Source organism: Mesorhizobium ciceri WSM4083, assembly GCF_000519305.1.
Taxonomy (GTDB): domain Bacteria; phylum Pseudomonadota; class Alphaproteobacteria; order Rhizobiales; family Rhizobiaceae; genus Mesorhizobium; species Mesorhizobium ciceri_B.
On sequence record NZ_JAFG01000006.1, the window covers coordinates 335,973 to 357,192 of the forward strand.

At 63.8% G+C, this 21,220-nt stretch carries 20 protein-coding genes and 2 pseudogenes; 10 read left to right on the forward strand and 12 right to left on the reverse strand.

The genetic code is table 11. The features are described from left to right. Positions 1-15: 15 nt before the first annotated feature. Both MESCI2_RS0115015 and MESCI2_RS0115020 read right to left on the reverse strand, forming a co-directional pair. The gene (locus tag MESCI2_RS0115015) at positions 16-1,086 is read right to left on the reverse strand and encodes an ISAs1 family transposase (protein ID WP_245270338.1); all 1,071 of its coding nucleotides are present in this window, start codon (positions 1,084-1,086) and stop codon (positions 16-18) included. A 183-nt stretch (positions 1,087-1,269) separates the two neighbouring features. Further along, a complete protein-coding gene (locus MESCI2_RS0115020; protein WP_027037305.1) occupies positions 1,270-1,881 on the reverse strand; it encodes a LysE family translocator in 612 nt (203 codons plus the stop codon). 392 nt (positions 1,882-2,273) lie between these two features. On the opposite strand from MESCI2_RS0115020, the gene MESCI2_RS0115025 reads away from it, so the two are divergent. Continuing rightward, a complete protein-coding gene (locus MESCI2_RS0115025) occupies positions 2,274-2,900 on the forward strand; it encodes a DUF1062 domain-containing protein (RefSeq protein ID WP_027037306.1) in 627 nt (208 codons plus the stop codon). A 60-nt stretch (positions 2,901-2,960) separates the two neighbouring features. On the opposite strand, the gene typA is transcribed toward MESCI2_RS0115025, so the two are convergent. Next, positions 2,961-4,790 (reverse strand): translational GTPase TypA, encoded by a 1,830-nt coding sequence (gene typA, locus MESCI2_RS0115030; protein WP_027037307.1) that lies wholly within the window; start codon positions 4,788-4,790, stop codon positions 2,961-2,963. Between the two features lie 197 nt (positions 4,791-4,987). Between typA and MESCI2_RS0115035 the strand changes: the two genes are divergently transcribed. Beyond that, positions 4,988-5,266: a hypothetical protein gene (locus MESCI2_RS0115035; protein ID WP_245270339.1), complete on the forward strand. Its 279-nt coding sequence runs from the start codon at positions 4,988-4,990 to the stop codon at positions 5,264-5,266. Between the two features lie 85 nt (positions 5,267-5,351). On the opposite strand, the pseudogene MESCI2_RS01000000134710 reads toward MESCI2_RS0115035, so the two are convergent. Beyond that, positions 5,352-6,910: pseudogene (locus MESCI2_RS01000000134710) on the reverse strand (alkaline phosphatase D family protein). 278 nt (positions 6,911-7,188) lie between these two features. Further along, the gene (locus tag MESCI2_RS0115045; protein ID WP_027037309.1) at positions 7,189-8,472 is read right to left on the reverse strand and encodes an MFS transporter; all 1,284 of its coding nucleotides are present in this window, start codon (positions 8,470-8,472) and stop codon (positions 7,189-7,191) included. Positions 8,473-8,546: 74 nt separating this feature from the next. On the opposite strand from MESCI2_RS0115045, the gene MESCI2_RS0115050 reads away from it, so the two are divergent. Both MESCI2_RS0115050 and MESCI2_RS0115055 read left to right on the forward strand, forming a co-directional pair. Further along, entirely contained in the window at positions 8,547-9,164 is a 618-nt protein-coding gene (locus tag MESCI2_RS0115050) for a TetR/AcrR family transcriptional regulator (RefSeq protein ID WP_027037310.1), read from the forward strand. Between the two features lie 44 nt (positions 9,165-9,208). Next, positions 9,209-9,802, forward strand: coding sequence for a hypothetical protein (locus MESCI2_RS0115055; protein WP_027037311.1), 594 nt, complete (start codon positions 9,209-9,211; stop codon positions 9,800-9,802). Positions 9,803-9,811: 9 nt separating this feature from the next. Here MESCI2_RS0115055 and ppa read toward each other — a convergent pair whose 3' ends face one another. From ppa to MESCI2_RS0115085, 6 genes and pseudogenes are all read right to left on the reverse strand, one after another. After that, positions 9,812-10,345 carry an inorganic diphosphatase gene (gene ppa, locus MESCI2_RS0115060; RefSeq protein ID WP_027037312.1) on the reverse strand — a complete coding sequence of 178 codons (534 nt, stop codon included), beginning with the start codon at positions 10,343-10,345 and terminating at the stop codon, positions 9,812-9,814. A 111-nt stretch (positions 10,346-10,456) separates the two neighbouring features. Continuing rightward, on the reverse strand, positions 10,457-10,963 hold the full coding sequence (locus tag MESCI2_RS0115065; protein ID WP_013528996.1) for a GNAT family N-acetyltransferase: 507 nt from the start codon (positions 10,961-10,963) through the stop codon (positions 10,457-10,459). 119 nt (positions 10,964-11,082) lie between these two features. Then, on the reverse strand, positions 11,083-11,721 hold the full coding sequence (locus tag MESCI2_RS0115070) for a TPM domain-containing protein (protein ID WP_027037313.1): 639 nt from the start codon (positions 11,719-11,721) through the stop codon (positions 11,083-11,085). Between the two features lie 8 nt (positions 11,722-11,729). Next, positions 11,730-12,608: a TPM domain-containing protein gene (locus tag MESCI2_RS0115075; protein WP_027037314.1), complete on the reverse strand. Its 879-nt coding sequence runs from the start codon at positions 12,606-12,608 to the stop codon at positions 11,730-11,732. A 4-nt stretch (positions 12,609-12,612) separates the two neighbouring features. Then, positions 12,613-13,413 (reverse strand): annotated as a pseudogene (locus MESCI2_RS0115080) (TPM domain-containing protein). A gap of 51 nt (positions 13,414-13,464) precedes the next feature. Continuing rightward, positions 13,465-14,103, reverse strand: a complete 639-nt coding sequence (locus MESCI2_RS0115085; RefSeq protein WP_027037316.1) for a LemA family protein — start codon at positions 14,101-14,103, stop codon at positions 13,465-13,467. A 163-nt stretch (positions 14,104-14,266) separates the two neighbouring features. Between MESCI2_RS0115085 and MESCI2_RS0115090 the strand changes: the two genes are divergently transcribed. The 6 genes from MESCI2_RS0115090 (at position 14,267) to MESCI2_RS0115115 (ending at position 19,559) form a co-directional block, all read left to right on the forward strand. Continuing rightward, the gene (locus MESCI2_RS0115090; protein WP_027037317.1) at positions 14,267-14,518 is read left to right on the forward strand and encodes a hypothetical protein; all 252 of its coding nucleotides are present in this window, start codon (positions 14,267-14,269) and stop codon (positions 14,516-14,518) included. A 13-nt stretch (positions 14,519-14,531) separates the two neighbouring features. Then, positions 14,532-15,416, forward strand: coding sequence for a pyridoxal kinase PdxY (gene pdxY, locus MESCI2_RS0115095; RefSeq protein WP_027037318.1), 885 nt, complete (start codon positions 14,532-14,534; stop codon positions 15,414-15,416). Then, on the forward strand, positions 15,413-16,183 hold the full coding sequence (locus tag MESCI2_RS0115100; RefSeq protein ID WP_027037319.1) for a DUF429 domain-containing protein: 771 nt from the start codon (positions 15,413-15,415) through the stop codon (positions 16,181-16,183). The genes pdxY and MESCI2_RS0115100 overlap by 4 nt, the downstream gene beginning before the upstream one ends. 148 nt (positions 16,184-16,331) lie before the next feature. Further along, positions 16,332-16,976, forward strand: coding sequence for a carbonic anhydrase (locus MESCI2_RS0115105; protein ID WP_027037320.1), 645 nt, complete (start codon positions 16,332-16,334; stop codon positions 16,974-16,976). Beyond that, entirely contained in the window at positions 16,973-17,407 is a 435-nt protein-coding gene (locus MESCI2_RS0115110) for a hypothetical protein (RefSeq protein ID WP_027037321.1), read from the forward strand. The genes MESCI2_RS0115105 and MESCI2_RS0115110 overlap by 4 nt, the downstream gene beginning before the upstream one ends. 97 nt (positions 17,408-17,504) lie before the next feature. Further along, the gene (locus MESCI2_RS0115115; RefSeq protein WP_027037322.1) at positions 17,505-19,559 is read left to right on the forward strand and encodes a M3 family metallopeptidase; all 2,055 of its coding nucleotides are present in this window, start codon (positions 17,505-17,507) and stop codon (positions 19,557-19,559) included. A 147-nt stretch (positions 19,560-19,706) separates the two neighbouring features. On the opposite strand, the gene MESCI2_RS0115120 is transcribed toward MESCI2_RS0115115, so the two are convergent. Beyond that, entirely contained in the window at positions 19,707-21,200 is a 1,494-nt protein-coding gene (locus MESCI2_RS0115120; protein ID WP_027037323.1) for a M81 family metallopeptidase, read from the reverse strand. Positions 21,201-21,220 lie beyond the last annotated feature (20 nt).

Consider the following 21,220-nt stretch of genomic DNA (forward strand, 5'->3'; position numbering starts at 1 on the left):
CCGTTTACGGCAGGGCTATCGCATATGAGCGATTGCCTGGATGAGATAGTCGTCATTCCAGGCGCATTTCTTGATGCGGTGGCTAATGGGGACTTTGTCGATGTCGGCGGCCTGAAGGATATTTCTGGCAATGCGGTTGATGAGGGCGGTGTTGGCGGGAGCATTGTCCTTGCGGGCACGGCTGAGGTCCTCGTGCAGATGAACGTCAAGCATCCAGTGGAGTGCGTTCTCGATCTGCCAATGGGCTCTGGTGAGATCGATCGCCTGTTGCGGCGACAGCAACGATGAGGCCATGAACAGGCGCGTCAGCGGCTTGGCCTGATCGCGCCGGCTGGTGATGCGGATGAGGGCCTTGTGCCCAGGCATCATCGGCTCGGGCGCCGCCACGACCTCTGCCTGCCGCCATTCGCTGCGGCCATGGCTGGTTTCGGTCTGCTCAGTGATGGCGGGAGTGGTCTGGGCCATATGTTGTTTGGCCCGAGCCAACCAATGCCGGCGGTTTCCCTTGAGCGCGAGCAGATAGTCGCCGCCGCGCCGAATGATGGCCTGAGCCATGCGCGTGTGGCAGTGGAGTGCATCAGCCGTGACCAATCGGCCAGTAACATCAATGAGTTCGACGACTTTGAGGGCAGCCTCGACTTCATTCTCTCCATCGCCGGGCGTAGCCGCCGCCAGACATAGCCGTGTCTGGCTTGCAAAGGCCGACACCGTCAGGGGTGGGCTGGCCGCAAGGCCTTTCTCATAGGCCCGTCGCAGCGCCTTGCCATCAAGCGCGACCACACCCTGGCGTGCCTGGGCAAAGCCTGCGGCAAAGGCGGCGAACGCACGTCCGAAGGCCTCCGGATCGAGCAGGCGCAACAGCCGCGAGAAGGTGTCGTGGCTGGGTACCTCCTCATAGTCGATCAAGCGCGACAGCGCCTGTTTGCGTTCTTGCGCGAACAACGAAAACTCCGTCGCGCTGGTCGCGCCACATAGGCTCGCTGCGATCATCATCACGATCAAGTCGCCAAGCCGGTGCGTGGCGTTGGCAGCGCGCGGATCAGGGACCGCACCGAAATAGTTCTCAAGGCTGGAAATGGCAGTCACTCCTCGGTCGACTGCCTTCCCAAAGAATCCCTTCTCAAACCAACTTCAAGCCAAAAATCTCATATGCGATTCCCCTGCCGTTTACGGGGAGAAGATGCGTGTGTGAATCGAGGGCCAACTTTGCGCTGCCCCTCACCCGACCCTTCGGGCCACCCTCTCCCCGTAAACGGGGCGAGGGGAAGATCAGCGAGCAGCGATCGCCGCGGCCGCGCCGGCCATGGTCGTGGCACTGACACGGTTGGCGATCTTCATGGCGCGTTTGCTCTTCAAAAGCCTGCGCGCCTGTGATGCGGCGAGCACCCAGGCGAGATCGATGGCGACCAGCACCACGGCCATGGTCGCCGTCAGCTCGACCCAGCCGACAATGCTGACCGAAGCGAGGTCGATGATGGTCGGCAGCAGCGCCAGATAGAACATCATGATCTTGGGATTGCCTAGCGTCACCGCCATGCCGGCGAAGAACAGTTTTATCGCCGAATCCTCGCGCGGCATCTCGCCCTCTTTTGCATCGACAGGCGCGGTCCACATCTTCCAGGCGAGGTAAGCGAGATAGGCGACGCCGACCCATTTCACCACGACGAAGGCGAAATGGAAGGTCTGCGCCACGACAGCCAGGCCGAACACCGCCAGTGACAGCCAGATGCCCTCGCCGATCCACATGGCGAGCAGGAACGGGAACACGTCGCGAAACCCTTTCGAGATAACGCGCGCAACGAGCGCCGCGATCGAGGGGCCGGGCGAACCGGCGGCAACGAACAAAGCGGCGGCGAAGATCAGGAGCGAGGTGGGGTGCATAACCGGGTCTCTGTTGAAAACCTTCGATTTCGGATATTAGCGCAAGTGGCTCGGCTGCGGTAGCACCGACAAAAGACCCTTGTCGGTCCAGCATGTCGCGGCTAGAAAGGCCGCCGCGAAACAATTTTGAGCGTCACTTTGCCTACGTAACCGCCGGTCTCGTCAACTCCCCCGACACACTGCATGACACCGCATTCGCGGTGTCTGTTTTCATTTCATGTGTTCTTCTGGGCGGCGGTTCGAGACCGGTTTGGCACTGCTGAACCGTTGTCGCGCGCTGCCGCCCGTGACATCCGATTTCCGATCATAGCAAGCGACCGCCACGCCGCGCCCGCATGGGCATCTCGACATCGCCGACCTGATGAACTTCCCGACGGGAAGGGCTTATCGGCATGTCTGGACTGCTGCGTATCCATTGGGCAATCGCGCCCAAAACCCCGCCTCGACCGCTCATCAACTGCAACCGCTGCGGCACCGTGAAGGCCTATTGCAGCAGCGGGAAATTCCGCGTCAACGCCAATGGCAAACGCATCGACGTGTGGCTGATCTATCGCTGCATCGACTGCGACAACTCCTGGAATTTCGGCATTTTCGAGCGCTGCAACCGCCGCGACATCGACCCGGCGCTGCTGGCGGCACTCGAAAGCAACGATCCTGCACTCGCTCACCGTCATGCCTTCGATGTAATCGCGTTGCGCAACCGGATCGGGCGCGTCGAGGAATTCCCCGATGTCAGCGTTCACAAGCGCAGGCTCGTCGAGACAAGGGAAACCGCGACCGCTCTCGAACTCCAGCTCGGGCTCGAAATGCCGACATCGCTGCGACTCGACCGGCTGCTCGCCGGCGAACTCGGCATCTCGCGATCACGGCTTCAGGCGCTGGAGGAGAAGCGGCTGCTCATCGTTGACCCGGATGGAGCAAAGGCCCTGCGCAAGCCGGCCCGCGCGGGGATCACGATCCGCATCGATCTGGCCGGCGAGGCCGATCGGCAGGCCATCATCGCGGCTGCCGGTGGATGAACGAAAGAGGGGCGGAACACTGGTTGCTCCGCCCCTCTCGATTGTCAGAAGATAGAGAGCTTACGCCGCGCCGACCACCTTGGACGACTTCTCGAACCGCTTGCGCTCATTCGGATCGAGATAGAGCTTGCGCAGCCGAATGGTCTTCGGCGTCACTTCGACCAGCTCGTCGTCCTGGATCCAGGCCAGCGCGCGTTCCAGCGTCATGCGGATCGGCGGCGTCAGCTTGACCGCCTCGTCCTTGCCGGCGGCGCGGATGTTGGTCAGCTTCTTGCCCTTGAGCACGTTCACTTCAAGATCGTTGTCGCGGCTATGGATGCCGATGATCATGCCCTGATACACCTTGACGCCCGGATCGATGACCATCGGGCCGCGATCTTCCAGGTTCCACATGGCATAGGCGACCGATTCGCCCTGTTCGTTGGAAATCAGCACGCCATTGGTGCGGCCCGGCAGCTCGCCCTTGTAGGGCTCGTAGGCATGGAAAAGCCGGTTCATCACGGCGGTGCCGCGCGTGTCGGTCAAAAGCTCCGACTGGTAGCCGATCAGGCCACGGGTGGGCGCGTGGAAGACGATGCGCTGGCGATTGCCGCCGGATGGGCGCAGTTCGACCATCTCGGCCTTGCGCTCGGACATCTTCTGCACGACGACGCCGGCATGCTCCTCGTCGACGTCGATGACGACTTCTTCGACCGGCTCGAGCAGGTCGCCATTTTCGGCCTTCTGCATGACGACGCGCGGACGCGACACGGCAATCTCGAAACCCTCACGCCGCATCGTCTCGATCAGCACGGCCAGCTGCAATTCGCCGCGGCCGGAGACGAAGAACGAATCCTTGTCAGGCGATTCCTCGATCTTCAGCGCGACATTGCCTTCGGCTTCGCGCAGCAGGCGGTCGCGGATGACGCGGCTGGTCACCTTGTCGCCTTCGGTGCCGGCCAGCGGACTGTCGTTGACCAGGAACGACATCGTCACGGTCGGCGGATCGATCGGCTGCGCATGCAGCGGCTCGCTCACGCTCAGGTCGCAGAACGTGTCGGCGACGGTGCCCTTCGACAGGCCGGCAATGGCGACGATGTCGCCCGCCTGCGCTTCTTCGATCGGCTGGCGCTCAAGGCCGCGGAAGGCCAGGATCTTCGAAATACGGCCGGTTTCGATCTGGGTACCGTCATGGTGCAGCACCTTGACCGGCTGGTTGGCCTTCAGCGTGCCACTCTCGATGCGGCCGGTGATGATGCGGCCGAGGAACGGATTGGCTTCCAGGATGGTGCCGATCATGCGGAACGGGCCGGGATGAACGGTCGGCTCCGGCACATGCTTGATGACGAGGTCGAACAGCGGCCCCAGCTGCTGGTCCTTCGGTCCCTCCGGATTTTCCGAAACCCAGCCATCGCGGCCTGAACCGTACAGAATCGGGAAGTCGAGCTGCTCGTCGGTGGCGTCGAGCGCCGCGAAAAGGTCGAACACCTCGTTGACCACCTCGACGTGACGGGCGTCCGGACGGTCGATCTTGTTGATGACGACGATCGGCTTCAGGCCGACCTTGAGCGCCTTGCCGACGACGAACTTGGTCTGCGGCATCGGCCCTTCGGCGGCATCGACCAGCACGATGGCTGAGTCCACCATCGACAGGATGCGTTCGACCTCGCCGCCGAAATCGGCGTGGCCGGGGGTGTCGACGATGTTGATGCGGGTATCCTTCCAGTCGACCGAAGTCGCCTTGGCCAGGATGGTGATGCCGCGTTCCTTTTCGAGGTCGTTGGAATCCATGGCGCGCTCGGCGACGCGCTGATTGTCTCGGAAGGAGCCGGACTGCTTCAAAAGCTGGTCGACCAGGGTGGTCTTTCCATGGTCGACGTGCGCGATGATCGCGATATTACGGATTTTCATGTTCTGGTCTCGGAAGCGTTGCAGGCAGCAGGCCAAAAGGCGCTGCCTCTTTCGGTTGCGCGGCTCATACAGGGTTTTTCGCAGTTGCGAAAGAGGAGGCGCGTCACCAAATACTCATCAAATCTTAAGCATCTGCGTGTGAGATGATTTTGTTAACCAAGGCGGGAACCCTTCGGGGCCCAGACAGTTCGAACGTCATGACCGATAAACTCAACCGATTTTGGCCGCTCATCGCCTCCGTTGCCTTCGCCGTCCTGCTGGCGGCCAACGCTGCGCAGTCGGCCGCGACGATGAAGGAATCACGACCTGCCTTGCCGTCAGAGGCACAGGCCGAGCAGATTTTCGCCGACGCGCCCGACGGCGTCGACCCGGTGGTGACCGGCCCGGTCAGCGCCGCCTTCAAGCAGAGGCAGGTCAGCGCCAACTGCGACAGCGCCGTCTGGCCGAATATCCCCATGGTCTGCTACCCGGACTAGTCGGCGCTTCACCCCCGCCCTGTCTCGCCAGCTTCGCTTTGCGAAGCCGCCGCGCCGGCCCACAAGCCGAGGGTGAGAAGTGCGCTTATGCCGACCGCACCGGGTCGAGCGTCACCTTGTAGAGTTCGTTGTCGTCGCGATCCATCAGCCGCACAGTCATCTGCTCGCTGGCGCCTGAAATATCGACCAGCCCGAAGAATTGCAGCCCGGCCGAGGGCGGCAGGTTCTGCCCCTGTTCGGCGGTCGGCGCCTTGATGAACTTCAGCTCCGGACCGAACGTCATGTCGAAATCGTTCGGCCCGAACGTTCCGGCATGGATCGGACCCGAAACGAATTCCCAGAACGGATTGAACTCCTGGAACTGCGCCTTGTCCGGGTTGTAATAATGCGCGGCCGTGTAATGCACATCTGCGGTGAGCCAGACGGTGTTGGTGATGCCGGCATTCTTTATGAAGCGCAGCAGGTCGGCGATCTCGAGCTCGCGCCCTTTTGGCAAGCCATTGTCGCCATTGCTGAACGCTTCGGCGCCAACCTTGTTGGTGCCGTCGTCCCAGACGACGAGGCCGAGCGGCATGTCGGCGGCGATGATTTTCCAGGTCGCCTTCGAATTCGCCAGTTCGCGCTTCAGCCATTTCGTCTGCTGCTCGCCCAGCATGCGCGATTGCGGCGTCATCTCATCCTGCATGTCGGGACCATTGGGGCCGCGATAGGAGCGCATGTCGAGGAAGAACACGTCGAGCAGCGGCCCATAAGCGATCTTGCGATAGACGCGGCCGGGCTCGGAAGGTTCGTAGCGGATCGTCGTCATCTCGTGGAAAGCCCGCGCCGCGCGGGCCGCCAGCACGTGGATGGATTTTTCCGTATAGCGGTTGTCGGCGCTGAGATCCTTCGAATCCGACCAGTTGTTCAGCACTTCATGGTCGTCCCACTGGTAGAAAGTCGGGCAGATGGCGCTCAGGCCGAGCACGTTCCTGTCCATCATGTTGTATTTCCACTGGTCCCGGTACTCTTCCAGCGTCTCGGCGACCTTGCGCTTGCCGTCGATCAGCACGACGTTCTTCCACTTGCCGCCGCCGGGCAGGTCGACCTCGTCCTTCATGGCGCCGTCGGCATAGATGGTGTCGCCCGAATGCAGGAAGAAGTCGGGCGTGTGCTTGCCGATCGTGGCGTAGGTCTTCATGCCGGTCTCATCGATGCCCCAGCCCTGGCCGGCGGTGTCGCCCGACCAGGCAAAGCGGATGTCACGCTTCGAGGCCGGCGCCGTCCTGAAGCGCCCGGTGATCGGCTCGGAAACGGCGTTGATGTCGGCGAGATCGGCTGCCGTCATCCGATAGAAGATGTCCTGATCGGAAGCGAGGTCGGTGAGCAGCCGCTTGACCGTGTAGTCGCTGGCCGGCGACGTATCGAGCGGCGCCAGGCGCGTCGCATTGGCGAAATTTCCGTCGACGACACCTCGAACATGACGCGCGACGGGCGGTCGGTGCGCGTCCACACCATGCCGCTGATTGCGTCGACATCGCCGGACTGGACTCCATGGGTGAAGGCCGGCCGCTGATTGGCGCGCGAATAGTAGGGCAGCGCCAGGCCCGAAACGCCGGCCAGGCCAACGGCGCCGGCGGAAGTGACGAAAGCGCGGCGGGTCATCGAAAGCTTGTTCACGGCTGTCACCTGGATGGCTTGAACGGTGCCACCAAAATCCAGCGTCAATGTTTCAGGCGCATCTCGGGATGATGAAGGTTTGATAACAATGAACAGGGTAATCTCCCCCCTCGAGGGGGAGATGTCGCCGAAGGCGACAGAGGGGGTCGCCGCGCGTGGAGCGCTAACCTCCTTCTATCGCAAGAGGCCGAGCCCAGTCGGACCGACCCCCTCTGGCCGCTTCGCGGCCATCTCCCCCTCGAGGGGGGAGATTAGCGTCGCGCTCAGGCCGTTTGCGGCTCCGGATCGAATGCCGGCTTGCTGGTGTTGATCAGCAGCGAGATACAGGCGGCGGCGATTGCCGTCATGCCGGCGATCAGGAAGGCCAGTTCGTAATTGCCCTGCAACTCGCGCATGGTGCCGCCAAAGGCGGCGGCTGTGGCCGCACCGATCTGGTGCCCGGCGACGATCCAGCCGAACACGATCGGCCCGCTGCGATCGCCGAACGCCTCGTTGGCGAGCCGCAGCGTCGGCGGCACGGTGGCGATCCAGTCGAGACCATAGAGCACGGCGAAGATGATCAGGCTGGTGGCCGAGAAGCCGGAATAGGGCAGATAGATCAGAGACAGGCCACGGATGCCGTAATAGACGCCGAGCAGCTTGCGCGGGTCGTAGCGGTCGGTGAGCCAGCCCGACAACGTCGTACCGATCAGGTCGAAAATTCCCATCATCGACAGCAGGCCGGCGGCCTGCACTTCGCCGATGCCCATGTCGCCGCAGAACGCGATCAGATGCGTGCCGACCAGCCCGTTGGTGGTGAAGCCGCAGACGAAGAAGGTGGCGAACAGATACCAGAACACCCGCGTTCCGGCGGCACGGCGCAGCGTCGAGAACGTATGCGCCAGAAAATTGCCCTGTGACGCAGGCGGAGTGGGCGGCACGTCGTCGGCCTCGGCGCCATAGCGCACCATGCCGATCGATGCCGGCCGCTCCGGCACCAGCAGCCAGACCAGCGGTATCAGGGCAGCGGTCGCGATCGCCACCGCAATGACGACCGGCTGCCAGCCGCCCGACTGCGCCAGCGCGGCGATCAGCGGCAGGAACACCAGCATGCCCGAGGCGCTGGAGGCCGACATCAATCCCATGACAAGCCCGCGATTGGTCTTGAACCACCGGTTGACGATGGTCGCGCCGAGCACGCTGGCGACAGCACCGGAACCAATGCCCGAGAACACGCCCCAGGTGATGAACAGATGCCACGGCTTGGTCATCAGCAGGCTGAGCGCAGTGGAGCCTGACATCACCACCAGCGAGGCCAGCAATGTGCGGCGCAGCCCGATGCGCTCCATCAGGGCCGCGGCAAATGGCCCCGTCAGGCCGTAAAGCAGGATGCCGACACCGGCGGCCAGCGAGATGACGTCGCGCCGCCAGCCGAAACTGGTCTCCAGCGGCAGCATCATGACAGAGGGTGCGGAGCGCAGGCCAGCCGCGACCAGCAGGCTAAGGAAGATCACGCCGACCACGACGAAAGCGTAGCGCTGGCCAAAGGGGCGGGATTGAGCTATCATGTTACTGACCGGTACGTTGCAGGGTAGGAACATGTATACGTACCGATCGGTAACATTGTCAATCGAGCCACACGATGCCAACCGACAAAAATATTGATCTGACCATCAGCGAGGGTCATGCATTCGCTCCGCCGAAGGCCGCCAAGAAGATCCTCGATGTGGCCTATGACCTGTTCTACCGGCGCGGCATCAGGGCGATCGGCGTCGACGAGATCGTCAAACGTGCCGGCGTCACCAAGCCCAGCCTCTATCGCAGCTTTCCGTCCAAGGATGAGCTGGCCGCCTCCTATCTCAGGCAGTACGATCTTGAATATTGGGAGCGTTTCGACGAGGCGGTAGCCGCTCATCCCGGCGACCCGCGCGCACAGATCAAGGCTTTCCTGACCCGCATCGGCAAGCGCACGCAAGTGGCGGACTATCGCGGCTGCGGCATGACCAACGCGGCGGTCGAATATCCCGACCACAGCCATCCGGCCCGCGTGGTCAGCGAGGCCAACAAGCAGGAATTGCGCCGCCGGCTGCGCGGGATGGCGGTTGCGATGGGCGCGCAAGATCCGGACACGCTCGGCGACGGCCTGCTGCTGCTGATCGAGGGCGCCTATATCAGCGGCCAGTTGTTCGGGCTCGGCGGTCCGGCGCAAGCGGTCGCCCGCAACGCCGACCTGCTGATCGAAGCCAGCTTGAAGAAATAGCATTTAGCGATACGCTGCGGTGGCCTGCAACGGAGATGCCCGCGATGCGTAGCCTGCTGATTCCGCTCACCCTCGCCGGCTTCTGCCAAGCTGCACACGCCGACGGCATCTCCAGCGCCTACACCGATCTCGACTCGAAGCAGGATTGCGTGACCTACGCGCAGGCCGAGGAAGGCGACGGCGACTGGGCCGAACTCGCCTGTTCGGGCTATCGCGGCTATCCCGTGCTGATCGCCTATGACGACGCGCGTGAATCGCTGTTCTACGGCTTTCCGCCCGGCGGCGACATGACGACGGTCTGGGAGAGCTTTTCCGGTTTCAATTCGTCGGGAGCCAAGATCGAATGGCGCATCGAGACCAGGGGCGACACGGCAGTGCCCTATGCCGCCATCCATCGCCGCTCGATCAGCAATCCCGAGGACGAGAAAAAGCCGACCGAGGTGCTGCTCGTCGCCAAGGTCGGCCAGATGGACGCCCGCGACGGCTGCACCGTCGGCCTGGTGCTGGCCACCGGCAATTCCACCGCCAACGATCAGGCGCGCAAGCTTGCCGACGACAAGGCACGCACCTTCGCCTGCGGCAAGGATAGGCGCACCGTCATCGGCAATGTGCCGGCTTTCGGCCGGGTGGACAATTGACCGGCCGAGCTACTTGCTCGTCTTGGCCCGCTCGATCGCGTCGACGATCATCTTCTTGGCATATTTGGAATCGTGCCAACCTTCGATCTTGACCCATTTGCCGGGCTCGAGATCCTTGTAGTGCTCGAAGAAGTGCTGCACCTGCTGGCGCGTGATGTCGGGCAGCTGGGTGTATTCGGTGACGTTCTCGTAGCGCAGCGTCAGTTTCGGTGACGGCACGGCGATGATCTTCTCATCCTGGCCGGCATTGTCTTCCATGATCAGCACGCCGATCGGCCGCACGTTGATGACGCAGCCCGGCACCAGGGCGCGCGTGTTGCAGACCAGCACGTCGATCGGATCGCCGTCGCCCGACAGCGTGTGCGGCACGAAGCCGTAATTGCCGGGGTAGCGCATCGAGGTGTGCAGGAAGCGGTCGACGAACAGCGTGCCGGCCTCCTTGTCCATCTCGTACTTGATCGGCTCGCCGCCGATCGGCACCTCGATGATGACGTTGACGTCCTCAGGCGGATTCTTTCCGCTGGCTATGGCTTCAATGCGCATGGCTTAAATCCCTCTCTCGATGGACGATCGATAGCGGGCGACGCGTCATGGTGCAATGCGGCGAATGGTGCTGGGTGCGGATGGAACGCCAATTGCCGAAAGGCCGGGCTGTCATTCCCAGACGAAGGCGACCTTCTTCAGCGCCTTCTGCTCGAAGATCTCGACGCCTTCCGCAACATCGCGGCCACCGGCGCCGGCATAGAAGGCAAGCGCGTTCTGGTTGTCCTCCAGCGCCCACACGACCATGCCTTTCAGCCCGTGATCGGCCAGCCGCGCCTTGGCTGCCGAAAACAGGCGGCTGCCGAGCCCGATGCCCTGATATTCCGGCCGCAGGTACAATTCGTAGATTTCGCCTTGCTGCCGCAGTTCACGGGCGCGGTTCTTGCCGATCGTCGCATAGCCGGCGATCTTGCCGCCGATTTCGACGACCAGAACGGTGGCGGCGCGGCGAATCGCATTCGCCCACCAGTCGGCGCCTCGGCGGTTGATCATCGATGTCAGGGTGCGGTGCGGAATGATGCCGGAATAGGCGCCGCGCCAGGCTTCCAGATGCACCTCGGCGATGGCACTGGCATCGCGCGGGTCGGCTTTCCGGATGTCGATCGTCAGCGTATTCATGATTTGTTAACCATAAACCCGCATCGCCCGATTGCAAGAGTCCGGGCGGCCCGCCGGCTGCTTTCTCACAGGCGATCATCGCCCCTGGTGAGAGGCCTTCGACGCCTCTGTGGAAAGGCTCAAATCTCTACGAGATGGTCGTCCAGCTCGTTGCTGTCGCCCACTGTGACCGGGAAATGCTCGGCCAGCACCGCACTAACCTGCTCGATCGCCTTGACGAAGCCGTCGGCAAGCCGGTCGTCGCCGGCATGCGCGGTAAGGTCGCGCACGACACCGTCCCAGACATGCTGGCCGACCTTGGCGTCGATGCCCGAATCGGCAACCACTTCGGCATAGCGTTCAGCGATCGAGACGAAGACCAGCACGCCGGTGCGCGCCGTGGTGCGGTGGACGTTGCGGGCAAGGAACTGCTTGATCGCGTTGGCGTGCGCCGCCTGGTAGCGCAGCCGCCTCGGCACCAGATGGATGCGCATGCCGGGCAGCGCCCACAACAAGGCCAGCACGCAGGCAAGCGCCAGGAGCTGGGCGAGGACGAAATGCGGCAGCCGGATCGACAGCCACCAGGCCTCCAGACCGTAGCCGACAGCCAGGCTGACGATCAGCATGTACACGGTTGCCATGAAGGCGGCCGGGAAGAAATAGCCGTCGCTGGCATGCGCCACGACACAGTAGATCTCGCCGTCGGTTTTCTCCTCGGCGGCGCGGATCGCGGTTGCGATACGCTCATGATCCTGCGGGCTGATTGGTCGTGTTGCCATGATCTGTCTCACCAGCTTCCTGAAGAACCGCCACCACCCGACGAGCCGCCGCCACCGGAAAACCCGCCACCGCCGCTTGACCCCGAGGACCAGCCACTGCCCGAACCCGAAGACCAGCCGCTGCCTGACGACGAACCGGTTGTCCAGCCACTGCCCGAGTACCCGCTCGGCCCGCGGCCATAACGAAACGTCATGCCCAGCCATTTGTACACGCCCGGCGACAGCTTCGTGCCGAACATCGGCGGCAGGAACGCCATCGCCATCCCCCCGAAAAACATCGTCGCCCACAGGATCAGGAACACGGCAAAGATCGGATCGATGGACGTGCTGTCATCGGCGGGATTGCGCTTGCCTCGCGCTTCCAGCTCCTCCGGATTGCCTTCCAGCACCATGACCATGTCATCGACGGCTTTGCCGATGCCGCCGGAGAAGTCGCCGGCGCGGAAGGCCGGCACCATGTCATTTTCGATGATGAGCTTGGTATGCAGGTCGGTCAGCGTCCCTTCCAGCCCATAACCGACCTCGATGCGCATCTTACGGTCGTTCGGGGCAACCAGCAGGAGCACGCCATTGTTCTCGCCCGCCTGGCCAAGTTTCCAGAAGCGGAACAGCCGGTTGGCGTAGGGCTCGATCTCCTCGCCATCGAGGCTGGGGATCGTCGCCACGACGATCTGGTCGGAACCTTTTGTCTCGAAGTCGGCGAGTTTTTGGGTCAGCGCCGCCCTGGTCGCGGCATCGATGATGCCGGCATTGTCGACGACACGGCCGGTCAGCGCCGGCAGGTCGGCGGCGTAGCACATGACGCACGAGAACAGCACGGCCACAGCCATCAGGACAGCCGAGGCGAAGCGGTCGGGTCTAGATAGGCTGATGCTGGGTATCGTCATGCCATCACCAGCTTCCCGACGAGCCGCCGCCGCCCGACGAACCGCCGCCGCCGGAAAAGCCGCCACCGCTGCTTGACCCCGAAGACCAGCCGCCGCCGGAACTCCCCGACGACCAGCCGCCACTGGAAGACCGCCGGCTTGGCTCGAAGGTCATGCCGAGCCAGCGGTAGCGGCCGGGACCGAGCTTCTGGCCGAAGATCGGCGGCAAGATGGAGACAGCAAGACTGCCGACCATAATGGTTATCCAGATGCCGATGAACACGGTGAAGAACAGGTCGTCGGACTCGAAGGGCGCCTGCTGGTTGCGCTCGCCGCGCGCCTCCAGCTCCTCCGGATTTCCTTCCAGCACCATGACCATGTCGTCTACGGCTTTGCTGATGCCGCCGGAGAAGTCCCCGGCGCGGAAGGCCGGCACCATGTCGTTTTCGATGATCAGCTTGGTGTGCAGGTCGGTCAGCGTGCCCTCCAGACCATAACCGACCTCGATGCGCATCTTNCGGTCGTTNGGGGCNACCAGCAGNAGCACGCCNTTNTTNTCNNNCGCCTGGCCNAGNTTCCAGAAGCGGAACAGCCGGTTGGCGTAGGGCTCGATCTCCTCGCCATCGAGGCTCGGGATCGTCGCCACGACGATCTGGTCGGAACCTTTTGTCTCGAAGTCGGCGAGTTTTTGGGTCAGCGCCGCCCTGGTCGCGGCATCGATGATGCCGGCATTGTCGACGACACGGCCGGTCAGCGCCGGGAGATCGGCCGCGAGGGCCGAGAACGGCGGCACAAGGACGAGGAGGACGACTGCGACAAGACGAATGACGCGCCGCCTCTCACCGGCCAGCAAGATCACGACGTTCAGCTCCGACGATCACCCGCCCTGCTTCGTGCCGAAATCGACCTTCGGCGGCTGCATCTTGTCTTCGTCGACGGTGAAATTGGCGAAGGGCTCGTTGCCGCGGAACCAGAAGGTCGCCCACAGCACCGAGGGGAACGTCCTCAGCGTCAGATTGTAGTCCCTGACCGCCTGGATGTAGTCGCGCCGCGACACCGCGATGCGGTTCTCGGTGCCTTCGAGCTGGGCTTGCAGCGCCAGGAAATTCTGGTTGGCCTTGAGGTCGGGATAGGCTTCCGAGACCGCGATCAGCCGCGACAGCGCGCTGGTCAGTCCCGCCTGGGCATCCTGGAACTTCTTGAGGGCTTCGGGATCCTTCAGCGTTTCCGGTGTTATCGTGATCTGCGTTGCCTTGGCGCGCGCCTCGACCACCGCGTCGAGCGTATCCTTTTCGTGCGAGGCATAGCCCTTGACCGTCTCGACCAGGTTGGGGATGAGGTCGGCGCGGCGCTGATACTGGTTCAGCACCTCGCTCCATGCCGCCCTGGCGTTTTCTTCCGCCGTCGGGATGGTGTTGTAGCCGCAGCCTGCAAGCAGCGGCAACACGATCGCCATCATCAGGAAGGCGGGCAGCGTGCGGAACGTGGACGGCGAGGCAAGGCGCTGGGCAAACATGATGAGGTCCCTCGGTAGAAGTTGCATGGCAAGCATTACCACAATCAGCGCGCAAGAAAACCGCCCGCGCCGGCAGCCCCTCGCCTGGCATGTCCAATGCCACTGCAAGGGTCTGTGATTGGCCGTGCGAACGCGATAAGGTCCGGCCAAACGGGACATCATCATGGCGGAGCGCCAGGACAGCGAGAAGGAATCGCGCCGTATCCTCGAGGGCATTGCGCGCGAGACGGATCCGGCCGGCAACTCGTTTGTAGCGCGGGCCGCGAAAGGCATGCACGATCATGTCACGGCGGCCGATACCGATCGTGCCGATCCGATCGAAGTCTGGGGCACCCGCTTTGGCCGCACGCTCGGCCTGCTGCTGGCGCTGGGCCTGATGGTCTGGCTCGTGCTTTACGTCATCCGGGGCAGTTAGGAATCAAACGACAATGAGCGCCGAACAAATCGACGCGCCGCGTGCGGTCATCGTCATTTCCAGCCATGTCGCGCGCGGCTCGGTCGGCAACCGTGCCGCAGTCTTTGCGCTGGAGACCCTGGGTTTCCCGGTCTGGGCAGTGCCGACCGTCATCCTGCCCTGGCATCCCGGCCATGGGCGCGCGACGCGCATCGTGCCGCCGCTCGACCAGTTCAAGGCGTTGATGGCCGATCTCGAGCGGGCGCCATGGCTGGGTGAGGTCGGCGCCGTGCTGTCCGGCTATCTCGGCGAGGCCGGCCAGGCCGACGCCGTCGCCTCGCTGGTCGCTGCGGTGAAAGCAAGGACGCCGGACGCGGTCTATATCTGCGATCCGGTGATGGGCGATTCGGGCGGCCTCTATGTGCCCGAGCCAACCGCCATCGCCATGCGCGACCGGCTGATGCCGATCGCCGATATCGCCACCCCCAACCGCTACGAACTGGAATGGATGGCCGGCGCCGCGTTGCCGGACCTGAAATCGGTGATCGCGGCGGCGCTCCACGCCGGACCATCGACCATGCTGGTCACCTCGGCGCCGTCGATGATGACGGGCGGCACCGGCAATCTCCTGCTCGATAGCAGCCAGGCGCTGCTCGCCGAACATCGCCTGATCGACAAGCCACCGAATGGCCTGGGCGATCTGACGGCGGCCGTCTACCTGGCACGCATCCTGTCCGGCCAGCCGGCGATCAAGGCGCTGCAATCGACGACGGCGGCGGTCTACGAGATCCTGGCGCGCACCGCCAAGCGCGGCGGCGACGAACTGCAGCTTGAAACCGATGCCCCGAGCCTGTCGCATCCGATGGCGATGGTCCAGCTTCGCCACCTCACGCATCCGGGGCGGGGCCGCCGGGCGTGACGTCGACTGAGGCCGTGCTTGTCGGCGTCGATGGCTGCAAGGCCGGCTGGATCGCCGTCGGCCGCGCTTCCGGCATGGCCCCGTCGGTCGGTGTCTTCGCAACCTTCACCGCCCTGCTCGCATCCCTTCCCGAAAACGCTGTCATCGCTGTCGACATGCCGATCGGCCTGCCCGAATTTTCGGGCAGGGGCGGGCGCGGCCCGGAAGCGCTGGCGCGGCCGCTGCTTGGGGCACGCCAATCCAGCGTCTTCTCGATCCCCTCCCGCGCCGCGCTCTATGCCGACACCAACGGCTTCACCACCATCGAAGCTTGGTATGCCGCGCACATCAGGGCAAGCGAGGTGGCCCTGACCACATCCGATCCGCCGCGCGGCGTCTCGATCCAGGCCTTCGGCATTTTTGCCAAGATCCGCGAGATCGACGCCCTGCTGATCGCGCGACCCGATTTGCGTGGCCGCGTGTTCGAATCGCATCCGGAAGTCGCTTTCTGCCGCTTGAACGGCGATCAGGCCATGCAGCTGCCGAAAAAGATCAAGGGCAGCATCAATCCGGCCGGCATGGCGGAACGCAAGGCGCTGCTCTGCCGGCACGGCTATGAGACAGACTTTCTCGACCAGCCGCCGCCGCGCGGCGCAGCCGCCGATGATTTCCTCGACGCGGCCGCGATGATGCTGATCGCCGGTCGCATCGCCAGCGGTGAGGCACGGCCGCTGCCCGACCCGCCGGGCCGCGACAGCTTTGGCATTCCTGTTGCCATCTGGGCGTAACGCTGTTGGCCAAGGTTGCGCTTGATGCATGGCATTTCTAGCCAGCCCTCATAATTCTGCATTGCTCGCGACCGGCTTTTGCCGCTAGAGCCTCTCTAGACTGCAACGAGCTGCCGCATCCAACCCGGAAAGGCTCCAGACGCCGCCCATGTCCCATCTTCCCGAACATCTTCTCGCCGGCTATCGCAATTTCATGAATGGCCGCTATCTCACAGAGAGCGGGCGCTATCGCGATCTCGCTCGCGAAGGCCAGGCGCCGGAGACGATGATCGTCGCCTGCTGCGATTCGCGTTCGGCGCCCGAAGCGATCTTCGACGCCGGGCCCGGCGAACTCTTCGTGCTGCGCAATGTCGGCAATCTGGTGCCGCCCTATGCTCCCGACGGCGAGTTCCATTCGACCTCGGCGGCGCTTGAATTCGCCGTGCAGAGCCTCAAGGTCAAGAACATCGTCGTCATGGGCCATGGCCGCTGTGGCGGCATCCGTGCCGCGCTCGACAGCAATTCCGCGCCGCTTTCGCCGGGCGACTTCATCGGCAAGTGGATGAGCCTGATCGCGCCGGCGGCCGAAACCGTCTCCTCCAGCACCTTCATGACCGCGTCGGAGCGCCAGACCGCGCTGGAGCGCATCTCGATCCGCTATTCCATCGCCAACCTCAGAACCTTTCCCTGCGTCTCGATTCTCGAGGGCAAGGGGCGACTGTCGCTGCATGGGGCCTGGTTCGACATCTCGACCGGTGAACTCTGGACGATGAACAAGGAGACCGGCGATTTCGAACGGCCGGAGCTGGGATGAAGGCAACGGCGCGCAAGGTGCTGAACATCAGGTCGACCGCTTTGACGGCGGCCGCGCTGCTGATCGCGATTATTGCCGCCCGCGCCGATGATCGCGCCCTCATCAGCCGCTGGTATTCGGCGCTGCTGGTTGCCGACCGCACCGAACTGTCCGACCTGCTCGCCGACGATGTCCGCATCAAGCTGGACGACCTCGGCATCGTGCAAAGCAAGCAGGAATTCATCGCTTCGATCGACCAATGGAAAGGTGCCGTTGCGGGTGCTGCGATCCGGCACCGGATCGAGAAGAGCGAAGATGGCGTCACCACGGTGGTCGCCTGCTACGATTTCCCCAACAACGACATGCTGATGCAGGAAACCTTCGCGGTCACCGACAACCGCATCACCGCCAGTTCGCAAGCGGCGATCGCCGAGAACTGCGACGGCTTCTGAGGCCGATATCGGCCAAATCCGCATATTGCGGGTCCGCCGGCCGCGCCCTACATCGGGTACGACCCACCTGCCTGCCCCCACCAACGAAAGACTGTCCATGCCTTCCACGAAAGCCGTCGACCTCGCAGCCCATCCGCTGACCGCGTGGCAGGGGCCGCTCGGCCTGCCCGATTTCACGCGCATTGGCGACGGCGACTTCTCCCCGGTCTTCGACGCGGCGCTGAAGGCGCACGAGGTCGAGATCGAAGCGATCGCCGGTAACAAGGATGCGCCGACCATCGAGAACACGCTTGCCGCGCTGGAACTCGGCGGCGAAGCGCTCGACCGCGTCTCGTCGATCTTCTGGTGCCGCGCCGGCGCCTACACCAATGAGACGATCCAGGCGCTGGAGCGCGACATCTCGCCGAAAATGTCCAGGCATTTCTCGGCGATTTCGATGAATGAGCGGCTGTTTGCCCGCATCGACGATCTCTACCAGCGCCGTGAGAGCCTGAAGCTCGACGCAGAGACCCTGCGGGTGCTGGAAAAGACCTGGAAGGGCTTCGTCCGTTCCGGCGCCAAGCTCGATGCCGACGGCAAGAAGCGGCTGGCAAGCATCAGTGAGGAATTGTCCTCGCTCGGCACGGCTTTCGGCCAGAATGTTCTGGCCGACGAGCGCGACTGGGCACTGTTCCTCGATGAAGCCGACCTCACCGGCCTGCCGGACTTCGTGAAAAGCTCCATGGCCGAGGCCGCCGAAATGCGTGGCCAGAAGGGCCGCTATGCCGTCACCCTGTCGCGCTCGATCTATGAGCCGTTCTCGACCTTCTCCGAACGCCGCGATCTGCGCGAGATCGCCTTCCGCGCCTTCACCATGCGCGGGCAGAATGGCGGCGCCACCGACAACACGAACGTGGTGCGCGACATGCTGCGCCTGCGCGCCGAAAAGGCAAAGCTGCTCGGCTATGCCTCTTTCGCCGCGCTGAAGCTCGATGACACCATGGCCAAGACGCCGAAGGCCGTGCACGCGCTGCTCGATCCGGTGTGGGAAAAAGCGCTTGAAAAGGCAGCAAGCGACCAGATCGAATTGCAGCGGTTGGCGACGGAGGCCGGCAGCAACGAAAAATTCGCCGCCTGGGACTGGCGCTTCTACCAGGAAAAGCTGCGCGCGGAAAAATTCGCCTTCGACGAGGCGGAACTGAAACCCTATCTGCAGCTCGACCGGATCATCGACGCCTGCTTCGACGTGGCGACACGGCTGTTCGGCATCACCTTCGAGGAGAAGAAGGGCATCGCGGCCTGGCACCCCGACGCCCGCGTCTTCGTGGTGAAAAATGCCGATGGCAGCGAGCGCGGCCTGTTCCTCGCCGACTATTTCGCGCGGCCGTCAAAGCGCTCTGGCGCCTGGATGAGCGCGTTGCAGTCCGGCTATAGGCTCGGCCACGGTGCGAGCCCGGTCATCTACAACATCATGAACTTCGCCAAGCCGCCGGCCGGCGAGCCGGCGCTGCTGTCGGTCGACGAGGCGAAAACGCTGTTCCACGAGTTCGGCCATGCGCTGCACGGCATGCTGACCGACGTCACCTGGCCCTCTGTTTCGGGCACTTCGGTCAGCCGCGATTTCGTCGAACTGCCTTCGCAGCTCTACGAGCATTGGCTGACCGTGCCGGCGGTGCTGGAAAAGCACGCGCTGCACGTGAAGACCGGCAAGCCGATGCCCAAGGCGCTGCTCGACAAGATGCTGGCCGCGCGGACTTTTGGCGCTGGCTTCGCCACGGTCGAATTCACCGCCTCCGCCTTGATGGACATGGCCTATCACGCGCGGGCGGATGCGCCTGAAGCGCCGCTTCGTTTCGAAACCGAAACGCTTGCAGAGCTGCATATGCCGGACACCATAGCCATGCGTCACCGCACCCCGCATTTCGGCCATGTCTTCTCAGGGGAAGGCTACTCGGCCGGCTACTATTCCTACATGTGGTCGGAAGTGCTCGATGCCGACGCTTTCGCCGCCTTCGAGGAAACCGGCGACCCCTTCAACCCGGCGCTCGCCGAGCGGCTGCGCAAGAACATCTACGCCGCCGGCGGTTCGAAGGACCCGGAAGAACTCTACACCGCCTTCCGCGGCAAGATGCCGTCGCCGGAAGCGATGATGGCCAAGCGCGGACTGGTGTAGCGCGGGATAATCTCCCCCCTCGAGGGGGAGATGTCGCCGAAGGCGACAGAGGGGGTCGCCGCACGTAAAGCACCGACCTCTTCGAAGCAGAACAGGCCGAGTCCAGTCGGACCGACCCCCTCTGGCCGCTTCGCGGCCATCTCCCCCTCAAGGGGGGAGATTACCAGCATCCTTCCAAGGATCCGTCACCCTTGGCCACACCGGCCGCGTCAGCTTCTTGTAATCCGTCACCGCCGGATTGCTGGGATACGAACTCGGCGCCGAGACATAGATGATCTCGGCGGCGATCGGTTCGAAGCCGGCGTAGAAATGATTGGTCGACTTGATCAGCAGCATGTCCTTGGCCATCGGATCGACGCCGATGTTGGAAAAGATATCCGGCTCGAAGGTCTGTGTGCGATTGGTGTTGAGGATGATGTCGACCTCGGTGCCTTCGAGGCGGACCAGCGCCGTCGGCCCCAGCGTCACCCGGCTTGGCCCGAAACTCTGCCAGCCCTCCGCAACCGCCTTCAGCACGCGCACGCGCGCATCGATCGGCTCGCCGGCCTGCGGCCCGGCCTTGCCGCCGAAGCGCAGGTCGATGACCGCGCCCTCGCCCGCCGCCAGGCAGAAGGTGACCGCGATCGGATCCCAGATCGTCGCCACGGCGAACCTGTCCAGGCCACGCGCCAGCATCTGGCGCAGCACGAGGGTGCCGTCGCCTGGCACACCGCCGCCGGGATTGTCCCAGATATCGGCGATGACCACCGGCTTGCCGGGATTCTCGGCGCGCACGGCCAGCGCCCGGTCGATGCCGTCGGCGGCGCTCAGCATCGTCATCGCCGTCTTTTCGCGCAGCGCATAGAGTTCCCGCCCGAGCCGTTCCGCCAGCGCGTCGCCCTTGGCCTTGTCATTGTCGGTGACGACCAGGATGCGCGTGCCCATCTCGGCCACGTCGGCCGCCATGAAGCCGTGGATGACCGAGACCGACAGCACGCCGTCCTTGCCGTGCAACGCCTTGATGCGGTCTACGAAGGAGCGCATCGGTTCGCGGCTGGTCGGCAGCACCTGGATCATGCGGCAATCGAAGCTCGAAATGACCGGCTTGATCTCGCCCCTCGCCGCCGCAAGCCCAAGCTCGACGACGTGTTCGCCGCGCTCATAAAAATCGGTGTGCGGAAATTCGAGGAAGTAGGCGAGGATGTCGGAGGCCGCCACGCGCTTCGGTGTCAGATGGCTGTGCGGATCGAGTTCCACGGCGATCACCACCTGCGGCCCGACCATTGCGCGAACCCGTTCGAGCAGGTCGCCTTCGCAGTCGTCATAGCCTTGCGCCACCATGGCGCCATGCAGACCGAGGATGACGGCATCGACCGGCAGCGCTGCCTTGAGCTGGTCAAGGATCTCGTCGCGCAGCGCCTCATAGGTCTGCCGCTGCACCAGGCCGCCCGGCTCCGCCCAGGTTGCGGTGCCCTCGATGACATCGAGGCCTTCGGCCACGGCTCGCCGGCGAAGCGCCACCATCGGCGAGGAGCACAGCGTCGGCGTTTCCGGATGCTTGCCGGGGCCGGCATAGAAGGCCATCTCGAACGAAGCCCTATCGGTCGGCACCGGCGAGAAGGTGTTGGTTTCCGTCGCCAGCGAGGCGGTGAAAATGCGCATGAAAGCTCCGTCCGTGAATA

Coding starts and splice junctions, on each gene's coding strand:
- typA (WP_027037307.1), bottom strand. CDS start 4,790: ATGAAAATCCGTAATATCGCGATCATCGCGCACGTCGACCATGGAAAG.
- MESCI2_RS0115055 (WP_027037311.1), top strand. CDS start 9,209: ATGCGTAGCCTGCTGATTCCGCTCACCCTCGCCGGCTTCTGCCAAGCT.
- MESCI2_RS0115050 (WP_027037310.1), top strand. CDS start 8,547: ATGCCAACCGACAAAAATATTGATCTGACCATCAGCGAGGGTCATGCA.
- MESCI2_RS0115090 (WP_027037317.1), top strand. CDS start 14,267: ATGGCGGAGCGCCAGGACAGCGAGAAGGAATCGCGCCGTATCCTCGAG.
- MESCI2_RS0115110 (WP_027037321.1), top strand. CDS start 16,973: ATGAAGGCAACGGCGCGCAAGGTGCTGAACATCAGGTCGACCGCTTTG.
- MESCI2_RS0115065 (WP_013528996.1), bottom strand. CDS start 10,963: ATGAATACGCTGACGATCGACATCCGGAAAGCCGACCCGCGCGATGCC.
- MESCI2_RS0115070 (WP_027037313.1), bottom strand. CDS start 11,721: ATGGCAACACGACCAATCAGCCCGCAGGATCATGAGCGTATCGCAACC.
- MESCI2_RS0115075 (WP_027037314.1), bottom strand. CDS start 12,608: ATGACGATACCCAGCATCAGCCTATCTAGACCCGACCGCTTCGCCTCG.
- MESCI2_RS0115105 (WP_027037320.1), top strand. CDS start 16,332: ATGTCCCATCTTCCCGAACATCTTCTCGCCGGCTATCGCAATTTCATG.
- MESCI2_RS0115020 (WP_027037305.1), bottom strand. CDS start 1,881: ATGCACCCCACCTCGCTCCTGATCTTCGCCGCCGCTTTGTTCGTTGCC.
- MESCI2_RS0115025 (WP_027037306.1), top strand. CDS start 2,274: ATGTCTGGACTGCTGCGTATCCATTGGGCAATCGCGCCCAAAACCCCG.
- pdxY (WP_027037318.1), top strand. CDS start 14,532: ATGAGCGCCGAACAAATCGACGCGCCGCGTGCGGTCATCGTCATTTCC.
- MESCI2_RS0115115 (WP_027037322.1), top strand. CDS start 17,505: ATGCCTTCCACGAAAGCCGTCGACCTCGCAGCCCATCCGCTGACCGCG.
- MESCI2_RS0115085 (WP_027037316.1), bottom strand. CDS start 14,103: ATGTTTGCCCAGCGCCTTGCCTCGCCGTCCACGTTCCGCACGCTGCCC.
- ppa (WP_027037312.1), bottom strand. CDS start 10,345: ATGCGCATTGAAGCCATAGCCAGCGGAAAGAATCCGCCTGAGGACGTC.
- MESCI2_RS0115120 (WP_027037323.1), bottom strand. CDS start 21,200: ATGCGCATTTTCACCGCCTCGCTGGCGACGGAAACCAACACCTTCTCG.
- MESCI2_RS0115035 (WP_245270339.1), top strand. CDS start 4,988: ATGACCGATAAACTCAACCGATTTTGGCCGCTCATCGCCTCCGTTGCC.
- MESCI2_RS0115045 (WP_027037309.1), bottom strand. CDS start 8,472: ATGATAGCTCAATCCCGCCCCTTTGGCCAGCGCTACGCTTTCGTCGTG.